The sequence below is a fragment of the Corynebacterium sphenisci DSM 44792 genome (genome assembly GCF_001941505.1).
GTDB classification, from domain to species: domain Bacteria; phylum Actinomycetota; class Actinomycetes; order Mycobacteriales; family Mycobacteriaceae; genus Corynebacterium; species Corynebacterium sphenisci.
In genome coordinates, this window is sequence record NZ_CP009248.1 from 2,232,338 (window position 1) to 2,250,662 (window position 18,325).

Genomic DNA, 18,325 nt, shown 5'->3' on the forward strand with positions numbered 1-18,325 from the left:
CCCCGGCGCCGCGCCGGGGCGGCTCAGCCCTTGTCCAGATCCACCGCGGCGGGGGCGGCCTCGGCCTCGGCGTCGGCGCTGCGGTGGCGTTCGATGGTGGCCTCGATCCGGGCGGTGAGCTCCCGGGTGCGCTCCTCGTCGACCCCGTCGGCCAGGGCCAGTTCGCCGACGAGCACCTGGCGGGCCTTGGACAGCATCCGCTTCTCCCCGGCGGACAGGCCCTTGTCCTGGTCCCGGCGCCAGAGATCGCGGACCACCTCGGCGACCTTGTTGATGTCGCCGGAGCCGAGCCGCTCCTGGTTGGCCTTGTACCGGCGGGACCAGTTGCCGGCCTCCTCCACGTCGGTCTCCCGGAGCACCCCGAAGACCTTGCGCAGGCCCTCCTCGCCGACGACGTCGCGCACCCCCACCAGCTCGGCGTTCTTCGCCGGCACCTGGATGCGCAGATCCGACTGCAGGATCTCCAGCACCAGGTAGTCCAGGGTCTCCCCGTCGAGCTCCCGCTGCACGATGTCCTCGACCTTCGCCGCGCCGTGATGCGGGTAGACGACGGTGTCCCCGACTGCGAATTCCATCTGCTTGCACGCCCCTTTCAACGGCCATCCAGCGTATCACGATCACCCGGCCACCCCCTCGAAGTATGAGAACAGCCTTTAAAAGAGCTAAGGTTGAGCGCAATCACTCCCTTCTCCCGATCCCATGGAGGACGCGCAGTCATGACCCTCAAGTCGGTCGCCCGCCGGGGCGGCATCGCCACCGTCGCCGCAGGTTCCGCCCTCGCCCTCGCCGCGTGCGGCGCCGGCCAGATCTCGCAGACCGCGAACCAGGTCGCCGCGGTCGACGGCGCGGCCAACACCCAGGCCGCCGTGCCCGGCGGCGTCGCGGTGCGCGACGCCCATGTCGTGGTCTACCCCGACGGCACCGCGGGCGTGAAGTTCTCCGTGGCCAACGAGGAGCGCGGCGGCGACAAGTACACCCTGGTCTCCGTGGAGGTCGAGGGCGCCGGCGAGGTGGACCTCTCCCCCGTGGCGCAGACCCCCACCGCCGAGCGGCTCGCCGATGACCCGCTGACCATCCCCCGGGACTGCTCCATCGTCGCCGACGCCGACCGCCAGGTCGCCGAGCTGGCGGACACCGCCAAGGGCAACCCGGCCTGCATCAGCTACGTGGGCACCACCGTGGACGCCGGCTCCCTGGCTGGGGCGGAGACCTCCGCCGCCGGCGGCAACCGGCTGATCACCTTCGTGTTCACCTCCGACAAGGGCGGCACCGAGCGCATCGAGCTGCACGGCACCGTCTCCGCCTTCCTCCCGGAGGCCGGGGTGCTCGACCGCGAGCACGGCACCGTCGCCCCCGAGGCGCCGGCGGCCCGGAAGACCCCGGCCACCGACGCCGAGGGCGCCTCCGACCCGGACGCGGACGCGGTCACCGGGGCGGACACCGCCACCGCCGTCGGCCAGTAGCGCCACCGGGGCGGTAGGGTTACGCCCCATGGCGAAGGGCCCGGGATACCGGTGCGCCGACTGCGGGCACCGGGTGAGCAAATGGGTCGGGCGCTGCCCCGACTGCGGCGGCTGGGGCACCCTGGAGGAATCCAGGGCCCCCGCCGCCGTCGGCCGATCCGGCGGCGCCGGCCCCGGGCCCGCCCCCGGCCCGGGCGCGGCCGCCGAGGCCCGCCCGATCACCGGGATCGACCCCGGGGAGGCCGCGGCCACCCCCACCGGGATCGGGGAACTGGACCGGGTGCTGGGCACCGGGGTGGTGCCCGGCTCGGTGCTGCTGCTCGCCGGGGAACCCGGGGTCGGCAAATCCACCCTGCTGCTGGAGGTCGCGCACCGCTGGGCCGCCGCCGGGGACTCCGCCGCCCTCTACGTCACCGGGGAGGAGTCCCCCGGGCAGGTGGCGCTGCGCGCCCGCCGCACCGGGGCCCTGCACGAGCGGCTGCTGCTCGCCGCCGAGGGCGATGTCGGCGCGGTGCTGGAGCTGGCCGAGCGGGTGCGCCCCGGGCTGCTCATCGTCGACTCGGTGCAGACCATGCAGGCCGCCGGGGTGGACGGCACCCGCGGCGGGGTGGCCCAGGCCCGCGCGGTCACCGCGGCGCTGACCGCCCTGGCCAAGCAGACCGGGATCGCGGTGCTGCTGGTCGGCCACGTCACCAAGGACGGCACCGTCGCCGGGCCCCGGGTGATGGAGCACCTGGTGGACGCGGTGCTGAACTTCGAGGGCGACCGGCACACCGGGCTTCGCTTCCTGCGCGGGCTGAAGAACCGCTTCGGCGCCACCGACGAGGTCGGCTGCTTCGAGCAGACCGCCGAGGGCATCCGGGAGGTGCCCGATCCCACGGGGCTGTTCCTGCACCACCGGGCCCCGGCCCCGGGCACCGCGGTCACCGTCGCCGTGGACGGCCGCCGGCCGCTGCTGGCCGAGGTGCAGGCCCTGGTGGTGGATTCGCCGCAGCACAACCCGCGGCGCAACGTCACCGGCCTGGACCCGCGCCGGGTGCCGATGATCGCCGCCATCCTGGGCCAGCACGGGGGCCTGCGGGCCCTGGCCGACCGGGAGCTGCACGTGGCCACCGTCGGCGGGATGCAGCTGGCCGAACCCGCCGCGGACCTGGCGATCGCGCTGGCCATCGCCTCCGCCGCCCGCGGCCGCACCGTCGGCTCCGGGATGGTCGCCCTCGGCGAGCTCGGCCTGGCCGGGGAGGTGCGCCGGGTGCCGGACGCCGCCCGCCGGCTGAAGGAGGCCGCCCGGATGGGCTTCGGCACCGCGGTGGTGCCGGTCGGCGCAGAGGCCCCCGCCGGGGTGCGCGTCATCGAGGCGGCGACGGTGGCGGAGGCGATCGAGGCGGCTATCCTGGACGGGTGAACGAGATTGGGGAGGATCTGCTGCGCCGGCTCGCCCCCGGCACCGCGATCCGGGACGGGCTGGAGCGGATCCGGCGGGGCCGCACCGGGGCGCTGGTGGTGCTCGGCTGCGATGACGCGGTGACGGCGATCTGCGACGGCGGCTTCGACTTCGACGTGGCCTTCTCCGCCACCCGGCTGCGCGAGCTGTGCAAGATGGACGGGGCGGTGGTGCTCTCCGCGGACCTCACCCGGATCCGCCGGGCGAACACCCAGCTGCTGACGGACCCCTCGCTGCCCACCGAGGAGTCCGGCACCCGGCACCGCACCGCCGAACGCGCCGCGCTGCAGACCGGGACGCCGGTGGTCAGCGTCTCCCAGTCGATGAACATCATCACCGTCTACCACGGCGGGGTGCGCCATGTGCTGCAGGATTCCGCGGCGATCCTCTCCCGGGCGAACCAGGCCCTGGGCACCATCGAGCGCTACCGCTCCCGGCTCGACGCCGGCGCCGACGAGCTCTTCGCCGCGGAGCTGCGCGGGGTCGCCGCCGCCGCGGACGCGATCGCGGTGCTGCGGGTCTCCGAGCTGCTGCGCCGGGCCGCCGGCTCGATCGGCCGGGACGTGATCGCGCTCGGCGCGGACGGCCACCAGCTCGACGTGCAGCTCGGCGAGCTCATCGCGGACACCGAGTACTACCGCCGGCTGCTGGTCTCCGACTACCTGGTCACCGGCTCCGGGCACCCCGAACCGGACCAGGTCGACGCCGCCCTGGCCGAGCTCGCCGGCCTGGACGAGGCGGAGCTGCTCGGCTCCGAGGCGGTGGCCCGCACCCTGGGCTTCCCGGCCACCCTGGAATCGCTCACCGAGCGGGTGGATCCCCGCGGCTACCGGGCGCTGGCCCGGGTGCCGCGGCTGCAGTACGCGCTGATGGACGCGATCGTGGGCCGCTTCCCCACCCTGCCGGCGCTGCTGCGCGCGGATCGGGAGGAGCTCGCCGCGATCGAGGGCGTGGGCCCGCTGTGGGCCCGGCACGTCCGGCAGGGCCTGGACCGGCTGGGCTGAGCGGCGCGTCCCGCGGGGCGGGCGCTCAGCGCAGGTTGAAGGTGTAGGCGTCGGAGTTGCGGTCCCCGACCAGGCCGTAGACCAGGTAGCCGCCCGCCTCGACGGGGGTGCGCTCGGTGGAGGAGCAGGCCCCCGGCGCCGAGGACAGCCGGGACCAGGTCACCGTGTAGACGACCTCCTCGCCCGGGGCGATGGTCTCCACCCCGGCGCCCTCGGAGGCGTGGCAGTCCAGATCCGACCAGACCCGGGTGTAGTCGTCGAGGGTGTAGACCTCGAAGCGCAGCGGCAGCTCGTCGAGGTCCACCGCGCAGTCGCCGCGGGTGGGGTTGTACAGGGTGAGGCTGAACCGGGGCTTGCCCTCGGGGCCGTAGTTGGGCTGATCGGATTCCACGGTGAGCTGCACGTCGCCGGCCTCGCAGGCGTCCTTGTCCAGGGTCTGGCGCACCTCGGTGGTGAGGTACGGCGCCTCGGCGGCGCCGTCGTCCTCCCCCTCCGCGTCCCCGTCCCCGGCACCGCCGGGGGCGGAGGTCACCGCGGAGCCGTCGCTGCGGCTGACCGTGACGGATTCCCCGGAGGACGCCGCCGCCGAGGTCCCCGGCTCCTCGGCCGGGTCGGGTGAGCCGCATTTCACCAGGGCCCAGATCACCAGGATCAGGACCACGACCAGGGCCACCAGGGCGGCGATCCGGCGGCGGCGGTAGATCTCGGGGGGCAGCGGCGTATTCGTCACGCCCCCAGGGTAACCGGCGGCTCAGCCGATCCCGTGCATGACGAGCGGTTCGGCGAGGCCGTCGGAGAGCCGGTAGCGCATGCCCACCACCCCGGCGGTGCCCTCGGCCAGGCGGGCCTGGATCTCCGGGGAGCGGTCCACGATGTGCTCCACGATCTCGGCGACGTGCCGGGCCTCGAACTGGTCCCGGGAGGTCTGCCCGTCGCGGCGGGCGGCGAGCAGCGAGGGGGTGACCTTCTCGATCAGCACCCGCTGGAAGCCGGCGGGCATCTCCCCGCCGTCGAGGGCGGTGTGCGCGGCGCCGACCGCCCCGCAGGATTCGTGGCCGAGCACGCAGATCAGCGGTACGCCGAGGCTGACCACGGCGAACTCCAGGCTGGCGAGCACCGACAGATCCGTGATCTGCCCGGCGGTGCGGATCACGAACACGTCGCCCAGGCCCTGGTCGAAGATGATCTCCACCGGGGCGCGGGAGTCGGAGCAGGCCAGCACGACGGCCTTGGGGCTCTGCCCGGCGGCGAGCTGGAGGCGCCGGGCGCGGTCCTGGTTCGGGTGGGCGGACTCCCCGCGCATGAAGCGCCGGTTGCCCTCCCGCAGGTCCCGCCAGACGGATTCGGGGGTGCGGCTCATGGTGTCTATTCTGCGGTCGTGGTCGCTTCCGTGGAAAACCAACGCCACCCCGACGGGGGTAACGCCGTTACCGCGCTGTCGGGGGACCCGGCGCTGCCCGCGGCGGCGCTGCTGGCCTGGTTCGACGCCCATGCCCGGGATCTGCCCTGGCGCCGCCCCGGCACCACCGCCTGGGGGATCCTGGTCAGCGAGGTGATGAGCCAGCAGACCCCGGTGGCCCGGGTGGCGCCGCGGTGGAGCGAATGGCTGGCGCGCTGGCCGGCCCCGGCGGATCTCGCCGCGGCCGGCGCCGACGAGGTGCTGCGCGCCTGGGGCGGGCTGGGCTACCCCCGGCGGGCGCTGCGGCTGCGCGCGGCCGCCGCGGCGATCGTCGCCGAGCACGGCGGGGCGGTGCCGGCGGATCCGGCGGCGCTGCGCGCCCTGCCCGGGGTGGGCGACTACACCGCCGCGGCGGTGGCCGCCTTCGCCTTCGGCGCGGCGGTGCCGGTGGTCGACGTCAACGTGCGCCGGGTGCTGCGCCGGCATCGGCAGGGCCGGCCGCTGCCGGGGGCGCACCGGGCCGCGGACGCCCCGGCGGTGGCCGCGCTGCTGCCCGCGCGCGACGCCGCCCGGTTCTCCGCGGCGCTGATGGAGCTCGGCGCGGTGGTCTGCGTGGCCCGGGGCCCGGACTGCGCCCGCTGCCCGGTGGCCGCCGGCTGCCGCTGGCGGGCCGCCGGCCGCCCCGGGCCCAGCGCCGCGGAGGCCGCCGCGGCGCGGCGGCGGGTGCAGCGCTTCGAGGGCACCGACCGGCAGGTGCGCGGCAAACTGCTCAAGGTGCTCCGGGAGGCCGACGCCCCGGTGGCCCAGGAGGTCCTCGACGCGGTGTGGGATGACCCGGTGCAGCGCGCCCGGGCCCTGGATTCGCTGCTCGCCGACGGGCTCGCGGAGCAGGACCGGCGGGGGCGGTTCCGGCTGCCGCGCTGAGCGAAGCCCGCACGGGCCCGGCCCGGCCACCCTAGACTCGGGCGCATGATCCGCCGCCTGGCCGCCACGCTCACCGCAGCCCTGCTCCTGGCCGGCTGCGCCACCGCCGAGGAGGCCCCGGATCCGCTGGGCATGCCGGAGCGGCCCACCCCCGCCGCGCACCCGCCGGGGCTCATCGGCGAGGCCGAGGACGCCGGGGTCACCCCGGAGGGCGCGGCGGTGCGGCTGTTCCGCTACGCCAGCCGGGACGCCCGGGGCGGTCCGATGGAGGTCAGCGGGGCCGCCTTCATCCCCGCCGAACCGGCCGCGGGGCCCCGCCCGCTGCTGGTGCTCGCCCCCGGCACCTGGGGGATGGCGGACCGCTGCGCGCCCTCGGCGAGCGTGGCCCGGGGCAGCATCCCGGACCAGGCCCGGCATTTCACCGCCCTCGGCTGGACCGTGGTGCAGACCGACTACCAGGGCCTGGGCACCCCGGGGCTGCACACCTACATGGTGCGCGCCGCGCAGGCGCATGCGGTGCTGGACATCGTCGCCGCCGCGGTGCAGCTGGACCCGGCGCTGGGGGATCGGCCGCCGACCGCGATCGCCGGCTACTCCCAGGGCGGCGGGGCCGCCGCCGCGGCCGCGGAACTGCAGCCGGAGTACGCCCCGGACCTGGATCTGCGCGCCGTGGACGCCTCCGCGGTGCCCGCGGATCTGGTGGAGGTCACCCGGGGGGTGGACGAGTCCCCGCTGTCCGGGGTGGTCGGCTACGCCATCAACGGGATGGTCGCGGCCTACCCGGAGCTGGCGGAGCCGGTGGGCGCGGCGATCAACGACGAGGGCCGGGCCTTCCTCGCCGAGGTGCGCGACCAGTGCCTCAACGACACCGGGGCGGCCTTCGGGTTCCGCTCCTCGGCGGAGCTCACCGCCGACGGGCGCACCATGGCCGAGCACCTCACCGACCCCGGGTTCGGCCGGCTGCTCGCCGAGCAGCGGATCGGCGATCGGGTGCCGGCGGCCCCGGTGATCATGGCGCACAACGTCACCGACGCGGTGGTGCCCTTCGGCCAGGCCCGGGATCTGGCCCGCACCTGGTGCGCGGCCGGGGCCGCGGTGCGCTTCCTCACCGTCGACGAGTCCGTCGGCCCGATGGAGAGCCACGGGGTCGCCGATGCGCGCACCCGCGCCGAACGCAACGAGTTCCTCTACCACGCCGTCGTCGGCGACGCCCCGATCGCGCCGGCGAACTGCGGGGAGTTCTAGGCCCCGGCCCGCGCCGGCGTCCGGCATCCCCCGGCCGGATCGGCGCCGGGCATTCTGAAAAAGGCACGCCTCACCACCGCCGGTCCGGCGGGGTAGGTTTCCCCCATGCGCACCGATGAACGCCCCCGCCCCGCCCGCGGCCGCCGCACCGCCGCGGCGGCGCTGCTGCTCCTCCTCGCCGCGACCGCCCCGGCCGCCGCGGCCCCCGGATCCGCCCCGCTCCCCGCACCCGCGGCGGGATCGGCCGATGGCACGGCCCCCGGGCTGCCCGGCCGGCCGCCGGGCACCTCCCCCATCCCCCCGGGCCGGGATCCGCTGCTGCCCGGGGTGCTGCCGCCGCGCCCCGGGGAGGAGCCGGGGGCGCCCGCGCGGCTCACCGTGCTGGAGTTCCCCGCCCACGGCGCCGGCGGCCGGGCGATCACCGCCACCGGCTCCCTGTTCACCCCCGAGGCCGCCTGGCCCGGCCCGGGGCCGCGGCCGCTGCTGCTGACCCCGACGGGCACCCTGGGCCAGGGCGACCAGTGCGCGCTGAGCCGCCGCTTCGCCGCCGGGGAGCGCCCGGAGCAGACGGTGCGGCACTTCCTCGCCCGGGGTTGGGCGGTGATGGTGCCCGATTACGAGGGCCTGGGCACCCCGGGGATGCACACCTACATGGTGCGCGACGCCCAGGGGATGGTCACCCTGGACGCCGCCCGGGCCGCGATCGCCGCGGAGCCGAGCCTGTCCGGGGATTCCCCGATCGGCGTGCACGGCTACTCCCAGGGCGGCGGGGCGGCGGCCGCGGCCGCGGAGCTGGCCGCCGGCTACGCCCCGGAGCTGGACATCCGGGCGGTCTACGCCGGGTCGGTGCCCGCGGACCTGGCGGCGACCGCGGCGAGCCTGGACTCCTCCCCGCTGGCGGGGCTCCTCGGCTACGCGATCAACGGGATGGCCGAGGCCTACCCGGAGCTGGCCGACCGGGTCACGGAGCTGGTCAACGACCGCGGCCGGGAGTACCTGGACCGGGTGTCCCGGGAGTGCGTGGACGCCACCATCGTGAACTGGACCGGGCTGCGCTCGGCGGATCTGACCCGCACCGGGCGGCCGATTTCCGAGCTGCTCCGGGATCCGCGGATCCGGCCGCTGGTGGAGCGGCAGCGGCTGGGCCGGGGCACCCCGACGATGCCGGTGCTGATGGCGCACAACCGCGCCGATGACGTGGTGCCCTACGCCCCGGCGGCGCGGCTGGCCCGCACCTGGGCCGCCCGCGGGGCGGAGGTGGAGTTCCTCACCGTGGATCGCCGGGTCGCCCCGGGCCTGAACCACGGGGTGGCCCTGCAGGACACCCGGGAGGCCTCGCACCGCTTCCTCGTCGAGCACGTCACGCCCGGGGCCTAGGCCCGCCCCGCCCGCGCGGCGCGGCCCCGGGGGGCCGCGCCAAAAATCGCCCACGCCCCGTCCCGGCATCGCCGGGGCGGGGCCTTTCCGCGCCCCGGTCGCCCGGCGTGCCCCGGCAAAGCCGGGGCCGGGGGTGGTCCTGACCGGATTCCCATCCCCTCAGGAGGACCACCATGACCGAACCCGACCAGCCGACGGGCCCCGCCGAGCGGGAGGCCCTCGCCGCCTGGGCCCGCGGCGCCGATGCGCCCCGGGACGCCGCCGGAGCCCCGGATGCGGCCGCCTTCCGGGCGGCCTACGCCGGCGCCTGGCCGAGCTTCCGCGCCTTCGCCGACGCCCAGGTCGAGGCCCTGGGCCTCATCAACGGCGCCTACCCGGAGGCGGCGGCCTACTTCGACCACGCCCGCTGGGCCCGGGACCTGGCCCGCGACTACCGCACCGCGCCGTGCTCCGGCGGCGGGGTGCACGTGTTCCGCCGGGGCTGAGGCCCCGCTGACGGGCCCCGACGCCATCGGCGTCGGGGCCCGTCTTTTTTCGCCGTATTCGGCTATTCGGGATCCGGGCCGGCCTCGCGCCGCTCGGCAAGGGCGAGCAGCCGGGAGGGCCGCACCCCGAGGGCGTCGGCGAAGCGGCAGAGCACGTCCACGGTCATGCTGGTCTGGCCGCCCTCGATGCGGATCACCCCGCGTTTGCTGATGAGCACCGCGTCGGCGAGCTGCTGCTGGGTCAGGCCCCGCTCCAGGCGCAGCGCGGCGATGGTCTGCCCGAGGCTCATCCGGCGCCGCCCCTGCCGCGCGAGCTGCGCGGGGCTGAGGTGATTCGGCGACTGGGGCATGGGCCCCATTGTGCCCCACCGCGGGACGCGGCCCCATGCGCCGGGAACCCGGGCGGGGGCACCTCGGTATTGACCACCATATGAAGTGACAGTACTGTCACCTTTCGACCGGGTCAACCCCCATCGACGAGGAGCCGCCATGCGCACATTCGACTTCTACGCCTCCATCGGCCTGGATCGGGCCAAACCCCCGGGGCAACTCGCCGCCGAGATCGACTGGGCGCTGACCGCCCCGGGCCTGGACGCCGGCCAGGTGGACCAGCTGCGCACCGCCCGGGCCATCCTCGGCGACCCCGCCCGGCGCACCATCTACGACCGGCACCTCGACGATCCCGCCGCCGGGCCGCTCGGCGTCGAGGAGCTGCGCCGGCTCGCCGGGACCGGATCAGCCGCCGGGCCGGCCGGCCCGGGGCCCGCCCCGGCCGCGGGCGCGCACCCGGGCCCGCCCACCGGCGGGGGCGCCGGAGCCCGGCTGCGACACGGCCTGGCCGCCGGCGCCGCCGGCGCCCGGCGCGGATGGGCCCGGGTGGCGGGGGCGGCCCGCACCCGCCCGCGGGCCGCCCTCGGCGCCGCGGCGGCGGTGCTGGTGCTCGCCCTCGTCCTCGCCGCCGGGGTCATCGGCCTCGGCGGGGCCGGCTCCGATGGGGCATCACCCGGCGGCGAGACCGCCACCGGGGTCGAGGGCGACTGGCGGGAGGCGAACTTCACCGCGCAGTCCATCGGCGAACCCGCCGAGCGCTACCTCGACGCCGAGCTCGCCGGCTCCGCGCTGTTCCACCGCTTCACCCGGCGCGAGGACGTCGATCCCGCGATGCTGCCCACCGGCCGATTCACCGACCTCGCCGAGAAGCAGCGCCAGCTGGAGCTGGCCGCGGTGCCCGGCCGCACCACCTACGCGGTGACCATCCGGCCCGTCGACGAGCGCAACCGCCTCCGGGCCACCCGGGTCGCCTTCGCCGAGGACGAGGACGGCCCGGTGATCGTGCGCACCGGGTTCATCGTGCAGCGCAGCGTCGGCATCAACGAGGGTTCGGTGACCTTCCTGGCGGAGCGCTACGACGCCACCGACGGCGAGCCCATCGACTCCCGGGAAATCCCCTGGGATCTCGAGGACGGGATCCTGCCGGTGCCGCTGACCTACCACCGGGGCGTGCTCGCCATCGCCGGCTTCGAGGAATCCGTCGGATCCGCCGGGTACAGCGACCGCGATCTCGCCGCCGGCGTCCTCGTCGACCTCGGCACCGGGGAGACCCGCCCCATCCCGGAATTCTCCCCCGGCCACTACGGCACCGACGGCGATTCCTTCTCCCTCAGCGGCGGCCTCGAGGACAACCTCCGCTTCATCGACGGCGCGCCCTTCCTCACGCTCCGGGTGTGGCAGGGCGGTATGGTGCACCTCTCCGCGCACGATCTCACCACCGGGCAGGCCCATCAGATCCTCGCCCACGACGCGTACCTCGATAGCTTCAGCATCCACGAGCGCCCGCACGGGCTCGTCATCCACGACTCCGCCGCCGGCGAACTGCGCACCTGGTCCCCCGCCGGGGGCCTGTCCGAGGTGCTCCTGCGCACGACGCCGGAGGAGTACGCGCAGGTCACGGCGATGGGCGACCGGGCCGTGGTCACCGATGACGACAACGGCATCCGGGTCGTCGATCTCGCCACCGGCGAGCAGATCTTCGCCATCGCCCCGGACCAGCTGAGCCGGATCACCGTCGACTACCTCGGCGTCGACGAGGACCACGTCTACATCCGCGACGGCGACATGCGCTTCAAGATCGACCCGGCCACCGGCGAACAGCTCGACGAGCAGGTGCTCTCCCTCCCGGAGGGGAACCACGACGGCTACCGGTTCCGGATCAGCCCCCCGGTGTCGGCCGGCTGGTCCGGGGACAACGCCACCTTCGCCTTCCGCTGACGGACCACCCCACCCCACCGAACCAACCCGCCCGAGGAGGAACCATGACCCCGACCACCGACCGCCGAACCCGGCTGCGCCGGGTGCTGCCCGCCCTCGCCTGCAGCGGCGTGCTGGCGCTCGCCGCCTGCGCGGACGATGATGCGCCCCGCGAGATGCGCTGGGGCGCCGAGGACGCGCCGGCCGCCGGCGCCGACGCCGCGGCGGATCGGCCCGACCCGACCCCCGGTCGGGGCGCCGCCGACGCCGGCGACCCCGACCGCTCCGACTGCTCCCCGCTCACCGGCGCCGAGGCGGCGGCGAAGTGGCTGCCCGGGGTCACCCCGCGGATGGACTGGGCCGAACCCGATCCCGCCACCTACGACCCCTGCCTGCCGCTGTCCTGGCTGCACCTCACCCAGCGGGGCGCGAACTCCCGGATGGCCGAGCACGCCATGCTCTTCCACCGCGGCGAGTACCTGGGCACCGCCACCGCCGACGCCCTCGACGGCATGTCCACCATCACCCGGATCGACGACTCCACCATCGAGATCGCCCAGCCCCGGGAGAACCGGGTGGACCGCTTCCGCTGGGACGAGGCCGCCGGCCGGGTGCTCATGAACGACGGTGCCGCGGAAAAGGGCGGCCGCGCCGGCGATACCGCCCGCGGCCCCGCCGGGGCCGGCGGCGCCATCCCGGACTCCGCCACCGAGGTGTCCACCGTCAAGCCCTACGCCGGCGGCATCGCGGTGCTCACCACCCCCTCGCACAACATCAGCTGCGGCATCTACTCCGACTACGTGCGCTGCGGGATCGCCAGCTACCACGAGGGCAGCCCCCTGGGCACGGACAACGGCCGGCAGCTCGACACCGTGTACATCCGGCACGGGGCCATCGAATACCAGGCCGCCAGCGATCCGGGGCCCTGGATGTACCAGGCCAATGGCGGCGATGACACGATCCGCCCGGAGGAGGTGGCCTACGGCCGGACCGTCTACTACGGCGCCTTCGCCTGCTCCTCCGCGGAGGACGGCCTGACCTGCTGGGACTCCGGTTCCGGGGCCGGGGTGAAGATGAACCGCGCCGGCGTCACCGAGCTGTAGCCGGCGGCGGGGCGGGATCACGGATACCCCCGGATTAGTGCGTTGCAGAAAAGTGTGACACTTAGACTGTGAATTTTACAGTCTAAGTTGTTACTCTTAGCCGGTGATCTGGACCCGGCAGAAGCTACTGGACACCCTGCGAGATCTGCGCGTCCGGCGGGGGGATACCACGTCCATCGAGGTCAAGCGCGCCACCGGCGGGCTCCCGAAGATGGCGGAGACCCTGTGCGCCTTCGCCAACATGCCCAACGGCGGGACCGTCATCCTCGGCGTCGATGAGGCAGCGGGGGCATTTAACGTGGTCGGCGTATCGGATTCGATAACCCTCGCACAAGGGTTGACCGATATGGCCCGGCAGGCGGTGGAGCCGGCCCCCCACCTCGAATTCGAGCACGTGACGATCGACGATAAGAGCATCCTTGTCGCCCAGGTCCTCCCGCTCCGGATCGCCGACCGGCCCGCCCGCACCGGCGGCCGGGCCTACCTCCGTCAAGCCGATGGCGACTACCCCATGCACGAGCATGAAATTCGGATGGTGGAGATCTCCAAGCTCCACATCGATGAACGCATCGACCAGGACCTGGCGCCGGCCAAGGGCCGGAGCAAAGCCGACCTGGTTCCGGAGCTGATCGAGGAGTACCTGACGGCAGTGCGGAAAAAGGACCCCCGGATGGAGGATCAGCCGGATGGCCGGCTCCTCCAGCTGACGAACGTGCTGGCCCATACCGGTGAGCCGACCCTTGCGGGCCTCTACGCCCTGGGGGAGTACCCGCAGGGTCACTACCCCGCGCTGACCGTCACCGCCGCCGTCCAACTGCCCCCCGACGAACGCGGTGGAGGGCGGACCCGGAACCTCCGGGACTTCAGCGGGCCGCTTCCGACGCTGCTCGACGACATCATGGAATGGTGCGGCGACAACCTCGACACGATCCATCGCTACCGGGATGACGGCCATATGGAGATCACCCGGGATCTGCCCCTCCCCGCGGTGCGCGAGCTCATCGCGAACGCCCTGGTGCACCGGGATCTCGGCCCGACCACCCTCGGCACCGGCAAGCAGGTGCAGATTCGGGTGACCCCGGACAAGCTGTTCATCCAGAGCCCGGGCGGGCTGCGGGGAGTCGCCCTGGCTCAGCTGGAGAGCATCGAGCATGCCCAGGCCGCCGTCAACCAGAGGCTCTACCAGATCGCCAAACGACTAACCACCGCAGACGGCGCGGCGCTCATCGAGGGCGAGGGCGGCGGAATACGCGAGGTCTTCCGCATCATGGATGACCGGGGGCTGCGCCCACCGCACCTCGTCGACACCGGCGTCCAGTTCAACGCCCTCCTGTGGCGCCCCCGCGGCGAAGGCGCGACTCCCCCCATCGGAGCAGGGGATCCCGCACCCCGCAAGAAGCAGGCGGGCACTGCGGCACACGACGCGGGGCCCCGGACCACGCCGGCGCCGTCCACCAGCGGGGATGAGCCGCTCCCCCGGCGCGCGGGCGGCTCCCCCACGGGGCATGCCCCACGACGACCCCGAAATTCGAAACCTGTGCTCGACGCCCTCTGGGGCACCCCGGAGGGGCTACCACTGTCCCGGATCGCCGAACTTACCGACCTCAACGTCAGCCAGGTCCGCTATGTCATGAACAGGCTCCTCGCCGAGGGACTGGCGGTCATGGACGGTGGCCAAGGGAAGCACCACACCCGGTACCGGCCGCTGACGGAGCCGGGCCCGACCCATGAGGACGGGCCGCAGAACCCGGACGATGCACACTGATCAGAATCAACAGTGACACTTTCACAGTCACAGTTAGACTGTTTAAGTCTAACTGTGACTATCTCATGGTCAATGTGTGACTTAGTCTGGGTTGCTCTTCCACTCTCCGCTGCCACGGGGCCCGAGGGCCGCGACCGGGACGCGGCACCGCGCCGGTGGCGCGGTCGCCGGCTCAGCGCCAGCGGCCGCGGAAGTTCAGGCCGGGGCCCAGCCGGACGGAGAACCCGCCCCGGCTGTTCACGGTCACCGGCCCGAAGCGCCGGGACACCGAGGCCCCGGAGCCGGAGTAGTTCACCCAGCTGTCCTTGTCCAGCCGCTTGCGCTTGCGGAATTGCAGTCCCATGGGGCCATCCTCCCCGATCCGGCGGCTACGCGTCGGCCGAATCGCCGTCGGCCCCGCCCGCGTCCGGGCCGGCCTCGTCCACGGCGTCCTCGGCGGCGCCGGCGACATCCCCGGCGGCGGCGTCGATGGTGCCCTCGGCGGCGCCGAGCGCGTCCTCGCCGGGCTCCGCGGCCCCCTCCGGGGCGGCGTCCACGGCGAAGGAGAAGCCCTCCTCGCCGTCGACGTCCACCCGCACCGTGTCGCCGATGCCGACCTCGCCGTAGAGGATCCGCTCGGAGAGCTTGTCCTCGATCTCGCGCTGGATGGTGCGGCGCAGCGGCCGGGCGCCGAGCACCGGGTCGAAGCCCCGGTCCGCCAGGCGGGCCTTGGCCTCCTCGGTGACCTGCAGCGCGATCCGCTTCTCCACCAGCTGCACCCGGACCCGGTCGAGCATGAGGTCCACCATCTGCACGATCTCGTCCTTGGTGAGCTGGCGGAAGACCACGACCTCGTCGATGCGGTTGAGGAACTCCGGCCGGAAGTGCTTCTTCAGCTCGTCGTTGACCTTGTCCTTCATCCGCTCGTACTGGCCCTCCTGGTCCATCTCGCCGACGCCGGTGAAGCCCATCCCGACGGCCTTGGAGATGTCCTGGGTGCCCAGGTTGGAGGTGAAGATCAGCACGGTGTTCTTGAAGTCCACCACCCGGCCCTGGCCGTCGGTGAGCCGGCCGTCCTCGAGGACCTGCAGCAGGGTGTTGTAGATCTCCTTGTGCGCCTTCTCGATCTCGTCGAAGAGCACCACCGAGAACGGCTTGCGGCGCACCTTCTCGGTGAGCTGGCCGCCCTCGTCGTAGCCGACGTAGCCGGGGGGCGCGCCGAACAGCCGGGAGGCGGTGAACCGGTCGTGGAACTCGCCCATGTCGATCTGGATGAGCGCGTCCTCCTCGCCGAAGAGGAACTCCGCCAGCGCCTTCGACAGCTCGGTCTTGCCCACCCCGGAGGGGCCGGCGAAGATGAAGGAGCCGCTGGGCCGCTTCGGGTCCTTCAGGCCCGCGCGGGTGCGCCGGATCGCCCGGGACACGGCGGTGACCGCCTCATCCTGGCCGATGATCCGCTTGTGCAGCTCCTCCTCCATGCGCATCAGCCGGGAGGACTCCTCCTCGGTGAGCTTGAACACCGGGATCCCGGTCCAGGAGGCCAGCACCTCGGCGATCTGCTCCTCGCCGACCTCGGCGATGGTGTCGGACTCCCCGGCCCGCCACTTCTTCTCCCGCTCCCGGCGCTCCTCACCGAGCTTGCGCTCGGTGTCGCGCAGGCCCGCGGCCTTCTCGAAGTCCTGGGCGTCGATCGCGGCCTCCTTCTCGCGGCGGGTGTCCGCGATCCGGCCGTCGATCTCCTGCAGCTCCGGGGGCGCGGTGAGCCGCTTGATCCGCATCCGGGCGCCGGCCTCGTCGATGAGGTCCACCGCCTTGTCCGGCAGGAAGCGATCGTTGATGTAGCGGTCGGAGAGGTTCGCCGCCGCCACCAGCGCCTGGTCCGTGATCGAGATCCGGTGGTGCTGCTCGTACTTGTCGCGCAGCCCGCGCAGGATCTCGATGGTGAGATCCACCCCCGGCTCGGGGACGTTCACCGGCTGGAAGCGCCGCTCCAGGGCGGCGTCCTTCTCGATGTGCTTGCGGTACTCGTCGAGGGTGGTCGCGCCGATGGTCTGCAGTTCGCCGCGGGCCAGCTTCGGCTTGAGGATGCTCGCCGCGTCGATGGCGCCCTCGGCGGCGCCGGCGCCGACCAGGGTGTGGATCTCGTCGATGAACAGGATGATGTCGCCGCGCTGGTTGATCTCCTTGAGCACCTTCTTCAGGCGCTCCTCGAAATCGCCGCGGTAGCGCGAGCCCGCCACCAGGGAGCCGAGATCCAGGGAGTAGAGCTGCTTGTCCTTCAGCGTCTCCGGCACCCGGCCGTTGACGATGTCCAGGGCCAGGCCCTCCACCACCGCGGTCTTGCCCACCCCGGGCTCGCCGATCAGCACCGGGTTGTTCTTGGTGCGCCGGGACAGCACCTGCATGATCCGCTCGATCTCCTTCTCCCGGCCGATCACCGGATCGAGCTTGCCCTCCCGGGCGGCGACGGTGAGGTTGCGGCCGAACTGGTCGAGCACCAGGGAGCCGGACTGCTGCCCGGTCTCGGAGGAGCGGTTGCCGGCGGTGGCGCCGACGGTGCGCGGATCATCGGAGTCCGCGTCGCCCTCGCCCTGGTAGCCGGAGAGCAGCTGGATCACCTGCTGGCGCACCCGGGGCAGATCGGCGCCGAGCTTGACCAGCACCTGGGCGGCCACGCCCTCGCCCTCCCGGATCAGCCCGAGCAGGATGTGCTCGGTGCCGATGTACTTGTGGCCGAGCTGCAGCGCCTCCCGCAGGGAGTACTCCAGCACCTTCTTCGCCCGGGGGGTGAAGGGGATGTGGCCCGAGGGCGGCTGGGCGCCGCGGCCGATGATCTCGACGACCTCGCTGCGCACCGCCTCCAGGGAGATGCCCATCGACTCCAGGGCCTTGGCGGCGACGCCGTCGCCCTCGCTGATGAGCCCCAGCAGGATGTGCTCGGTGCCGATGTAGTTGTGGTTGAGCTCGCGGGCCTCGTCCTGGGCCAGGACGACGACGCGCCGGGCGCGATCGGTGAACCTCTCGAACATCCTTCTCCTCAGCATCTGGCGGGGATCGATCAGGGCTTTCACCGAGCTTAACGACGCATCCGCGGATCTTCGTCCCGGACCGCGTACGCCGACAGCGAACACGCTGGTGGCGGCGGTGCCCGGGGGCCCGGGAGGCGCCGCCGCCCGGGGGCGGCGCTCAGTCGAGCAGCGCGAGATCGTCGACGGTGACCAGCCGGGCGTCGATGAGGGCGCGGGCCGCCCGGGTCATCCGCTGCCGGCGGTGGGTGTGCCGCCATTCCATGTCGCTGACCAGGCCGCCGCCGAGGATCAGCTCGTAGAGCTCGGTGCGCCGGTGCTCCACCGCCTTGGCGGTGGTGCCCAGCTTCTCCGCGGCCCGGGCGTCGGTGCACAGCGTGGCCAGGGAGTCCACCCGCCCGCGCAGGTAGTCCTCGGCGAAGGCGGCGACCAGGGCGCGTTCGCGTTCGGTGAGCTCGTCGATGGTGAGGGTGGCGGTGCCGGTGTCGACGTCGCCGAGGGGCTCGCCGGTGCCGGCCACCTCCTGCCGGATCTCGATCTCGTAGTTCTCCCGCTTGACCCCGAAGAGCACCGAGTACGCCGGTTCGGTGAGCGCCTGGATCTGGGCCGGGGCCAGCCGCATCCCCCGGGCGTCGCCGGGCCGGCGCAGCATCACGGTGACGTGGCTGCCGATGTTCTGCAGGTACCACGCCCCGCCGGCGGAGTAGAGCTGCAGCGCCCGGCGGTGCATGTACGGGTTGTCCTCGCCGACCCGCAGGTCCCCGTTGCGGCCGATCGTGAGGGTCTCCCCCGGCGCGGGGTCGAGCACCACGCCGCAGAGATCGTCCAGTTCGATTCTCGGTGCCTGCTCCGGCTGCGTCATCG

17 protein-coding genes are annotated in these 18,325 nt (G+C 73.8%); 10 read left to right on the forward strand and 7 right to left on the reverse strand.

Going from position 1 to position 18,325, the window contains the following annotated elements; genetic code table 11:
- Window positions 1–23: 23 nt before the first annotated feature.
- Window positions 24–575 (reverse strand): CarD family transcriptional regulator, encoded by a 552-nt coding sequence (locus tag CSPHI_RS10225; protein ID WP_075693020.1) that lies wholly within the window; start codon window positions 573–575, stop codon window positions 24–26.
- A 141-nt stretch (window positions 576–716) separates the two neighbouring features.
- Here CSPHI_RS10225 and CSPHI_RS10230 point away from each other — a divergent pair, with 141 nt between their 5' ends.
- From CSPHI_RS10230 to disA, 3 genes are read left to right on the forward strand one after another with little or no spacing between them, the layout of a single operon-like run.
- Window positions 717–1,463, forward strand: a complete 747-nt coding sequence (locus tag CSPHI_RS10230; protein ID WP_075693022.1) for a hypothetical protein — start codon at window positions 717–719, stop codon at window positions 1,461–1,463.
- Window positions 1,464–1,491: 28 nt separating this feature from the next.
- Complete coding sequence (radA, locus tag CSPHI_RS10235) at window positions 1,492–2,868, forward strand: DNA repair protein RadA (protein WP_075693023.1); 1,377 nt, start codon at window positions 1,492–1,494, stop codon at window positions 2,866–2,868.
- A complete protein-coding gene (gene disA / locus CSPHI_RS10240; RefSeq protein WP_075693025.1) occupies window positions 2,865–3,911 on the forward strand; it encodes a DNA integrity scanning diadenylate cyclase DisA in 1,047 nt (348 codons plus the stop codon). Before radA ends, disA begins: the two co-directional genes overlap by 4 nt.
- Before the next feature lie 25 nt (window positions 3,912–3,936).
- Here the strand turns inward: disA and CSPHI_RS10245 are convergent, their stop codons facing one another.
- Complete coding sequence (locus CSPHI_RS10245) at window positions 3,937–4,641, reverse strand: hypothetical protein (protein ID WP_075693027.1); 705 nt, start codon at window positions 4,639–4,641, stop codon at window positions 3,937–3,939.
- Between the two features lie 21 nt (window positions 4,642–4,662).
- Complete coding sequence (locus CSPHI_RS10250) at window positions 4,663–5,271, reverse strand: carbonic anhydrase (protein ID WP_075693029.1); 609 nt, start codon at window positions 5,269–5,271, stop codon at window positions 4,663–4,665.
- 93 nt (window positions 5,272–5,364) lie between these two features.
- On the opposite strand from CSPHI_RS10250, the gene CSPHI_RS10255 reads away from it, so the two are divergent.
- From CSPHI_RS10255 to CSPHI_RS10270, 4 genes are all read left to right on the forward strand, one after another.
- Window positions 5,365–6,234: an HhH-GPD family protein gene (locus CSPHI_RS10255; protein ID WP_075694019.1), complete on the forward strand. Its 870-nt coding sequence runs from the start codon at window positions 5,365–5,367 to the stop codon at window positions 6,232–6,234.
- Between the two features lie 45 nt (window positions 6,235–6,279).
- Window positions 6,280–7,479 (forward strand): lipase family protein, encoded by a 1,200-nt coding sequence (locus tag CSPHI_RS10260; RefSeq protein ID WP_084210376.1) that lies wholly within the window; start codon window positions 6,280–6,282, stop codon window positions 7,477–7,479.
- 105 nt (window positions 7,480–7,584) lie between these two features.
- Window positions 7,585–8,856 carry a lipase family protein gene (locus tag CSPHI_RS12720; protein ID WP_075693030.1) on the forward strand — a complete coding sequence of 424 codons (1,272 nt, stop codon included), beginning with the start codon at window positions 7,585–7,587 and terminating at the stop codon, window positions 8,854–8,856.
- 173 nt (window positions 8,857–9,029) lie between these two features.
- Window positions 9,030–9,341, forward strand: a complete 312-nt coding sequence (locus CSPHI_RS10270) for an antirestriction protein ArdA (RefSeq protein ID WP_075693032.1) — start codon at window positions 9,030–9,032, stop codon at window positions 9,339–9,341.
- A gap of 62 nt (window positions 9,342–9,403) precedes the next feature.
- Here the strand turns inward: CSPHI_RS10270 and CSPHI_RS10275 are convergent, their stop codons facing one another.
- On the reverse strand, window positions 9,404–9,691 hold the full coding sequence (locus CSPHI_RS10275; RefSeq protein WP_075693033.1) for a helix-turn-helix domain-containing protein: 288 nt from the start codon (window positions 9,689–9,691) through the stop codon (window positions 9,404–9,406).
- A gap of 139 nt (window positions 9,692–9,830) precedes the next feature.
- Between CSPHI_RS10275 and CSPHI_RS10280 the strand changes: the two genes are divergently transcribed.
- The 3 genes from CSPHI_RS10280 to CSPHI_RS10290 all read left to right on the forward strand — a co-directional run bounded on the left by CSPHI_RS10280 (window position 9,831) and on the right by CSPHI_RS10290 (window position 14,456).
- Window positions 9,831–11,609, forward strand: coding sequence for a PQQ-binding-like beta-propeller repeat protein (locus CSPHI_RS10280; RefSeq protein ID WP_075693035.1), 1,779 nt, complete (start codon window positions 9,831–9,833; stop codon window positions 11,607–11,609).
- 44 nt (window positions 11,610–11,653) lie between these two features.
- On the forward strand, window positions 11,654–12,691 hold the full coding sequence (locus CSPHI_RS10285; protein WP_075693036.1) for an LppP/LprE family lipoprotein: 1,038 nt from the start codon (window positions 11,654–11,656) through the stop codon (window positions 12,689–12,691).
- Between the two features lie 103 nt (window positions 12,692–12,794).
- A complete protein-coding gene (locus CSPHI_RS10290) occupies window positions 12,795–14,456 on the forward strand; it encodes an ATP-binding protein (RefSeq protein ID WP_075693038.1) in 1,662 nt (553 codons plus the stop codon).
- 172 nt (window positions 14,457–14,628) lie between these two features.
- On the opposite strand, the gene CSPHI_RS12090 is transcribed toward CSPHI_RS10290, so the two are convergent.
- The 3 genes from CSPHI_RS12090 to CSPHI_RS10300 form a co-directional block, all read right to left on the reverse strand.
- Complete coding sequence (locus CSPHI_RS12090; protein WP_157118535.1) at window positions 14,629–14,799, reverse strand: DUF4236 domain-containing protein; 171 nt, start codon at window positions 14,797–14,799, stop codon at window positions 14,629–14,631.
- A 25-nt stretch (window positions 14,800–14,824) separates the two neighbouring features.
- Window positions 14,825–17,464, reverse strand: coding sequence for an ATP-dependent Clp protease ATP-binding subunit (locus CSPHI_RS10295; RefSeq protein ID WP_075693040.1), 2,640 nt, complete (start codon window positions 17,462–17,464; stop codon window positions 14,825–14,827).
- A gap of 157 nt (window positions 17,465–17,621) precedes the next feature.
- Window positions 17,622–18,323: a hypothetical protein gene (locus CSPHI_RS10300; protein ID WP_075693042.1), complete on the reverse strand. Its 702-nt coding sequence runs from the start codon at window positions 18,321–18,323 to the stop codon at window positions 17,622–17,624.
- Between the last annotated feature and the right edge of the window lie 2 nt (window positions 18,324–18,325).

Excerpts from the sequence above, each read along its gene's own strand:
- CSPHI_RS10270 (WP_075693032.1), top strand. The coding sequence starts at position 9,030 with ATGACCGAACCCGACCAGCCGACGGGCCCCGCCGAGCGGGAGGCCCTC.
- CSPHI_RS12720 (WP_075693030.1), top strand. The coding sequence starts at position 7,585 with ATGCGCACCGATGAACGCCCCCGCCCCGCCCGCGGCCGCCGCACCGCC.
- CSPHI_RS10250 (WP_075693029.1), bottom strand. The coding sequence starts at position 5,271 with ATGAGCCGCACCCCCGAATCCGTCTGGCGGGACCTGCGGGAGGGCAAC.
- CSPHI_RS10260 (WP_084210376.1), top strand. The coding sequence starts at position 6,280 with ATGATCCGCCGCCTGGCCGCCACGCTCACCGCAGCCCTGCTCCTGGCC.
- radA (WP_075693023.1), top strand. The coding sequence starts at position 1,492 with ATGGCGAAGGGCCCGGGATACCGGTGCGCCGACTGCGGGCACCGGGTG.
- CSPHI_RS10230 (WP_075693022.1), top strand. The coding sequence starts at position 717 with ATGACCCTCAAGTCGGTCGCCCGCCGGGGCGGCATCGCCACCGTCGCC.
- CSPHI_RS12090 (WP_157118535.1), bottom strand. The coding sequence starts at position 14,799 with ATGGGACTGCAATTCCGCAAGCGCAAGCGGCTGGACAAGGACAGCTGG.
- CSPHI_RS10280 (WP_075693035.1), top strand. The coding sequence starts at position 9,831 with ATGCGCACATTCGACTTCTACGCCTCCATCGGCCTGGATCGGGCCAAA.
- CSPHI_RS10300 (WP_075693042.1), bottom strand. The coding sequence starts at position 18,323 with ATGACGCAGCCGGAGCAGGCACCGAGAATCGAACTGGACGATCTCTGC.
- CSPHI_RS10275 (WP_075693033.1), bottom strand. The coding sequence starts at position 9,691 with ATGCCCCAGTCGCCGAATCACCTCAGCCCCGCGCAGCTCGCGCGGCAG.
- CSPHI_RS10225 (WP_075693020.1), bottom strand. The coding sequence starts at position 575 with ATGGAATTCGCAGTCGGGGACACCGTCGTCTACCCGCATCACGGCGCG.
- CSPHI_RS10295 (WP_075693040.1), bottom strand. The coding sequence starts at position 17,464 with ATGTTCGAGAGGTTCACCGATCGCGCCCGGCGCGTCGTCGTCCTGGCC.
- CSPHI_RS10285 (WP_075693036.1), top strand. The coding sequence starts at position 11,654 with ATGACCCCGACCACCGACCGCCGAACCCGGCTGCGCCGGGTGCTGCCC.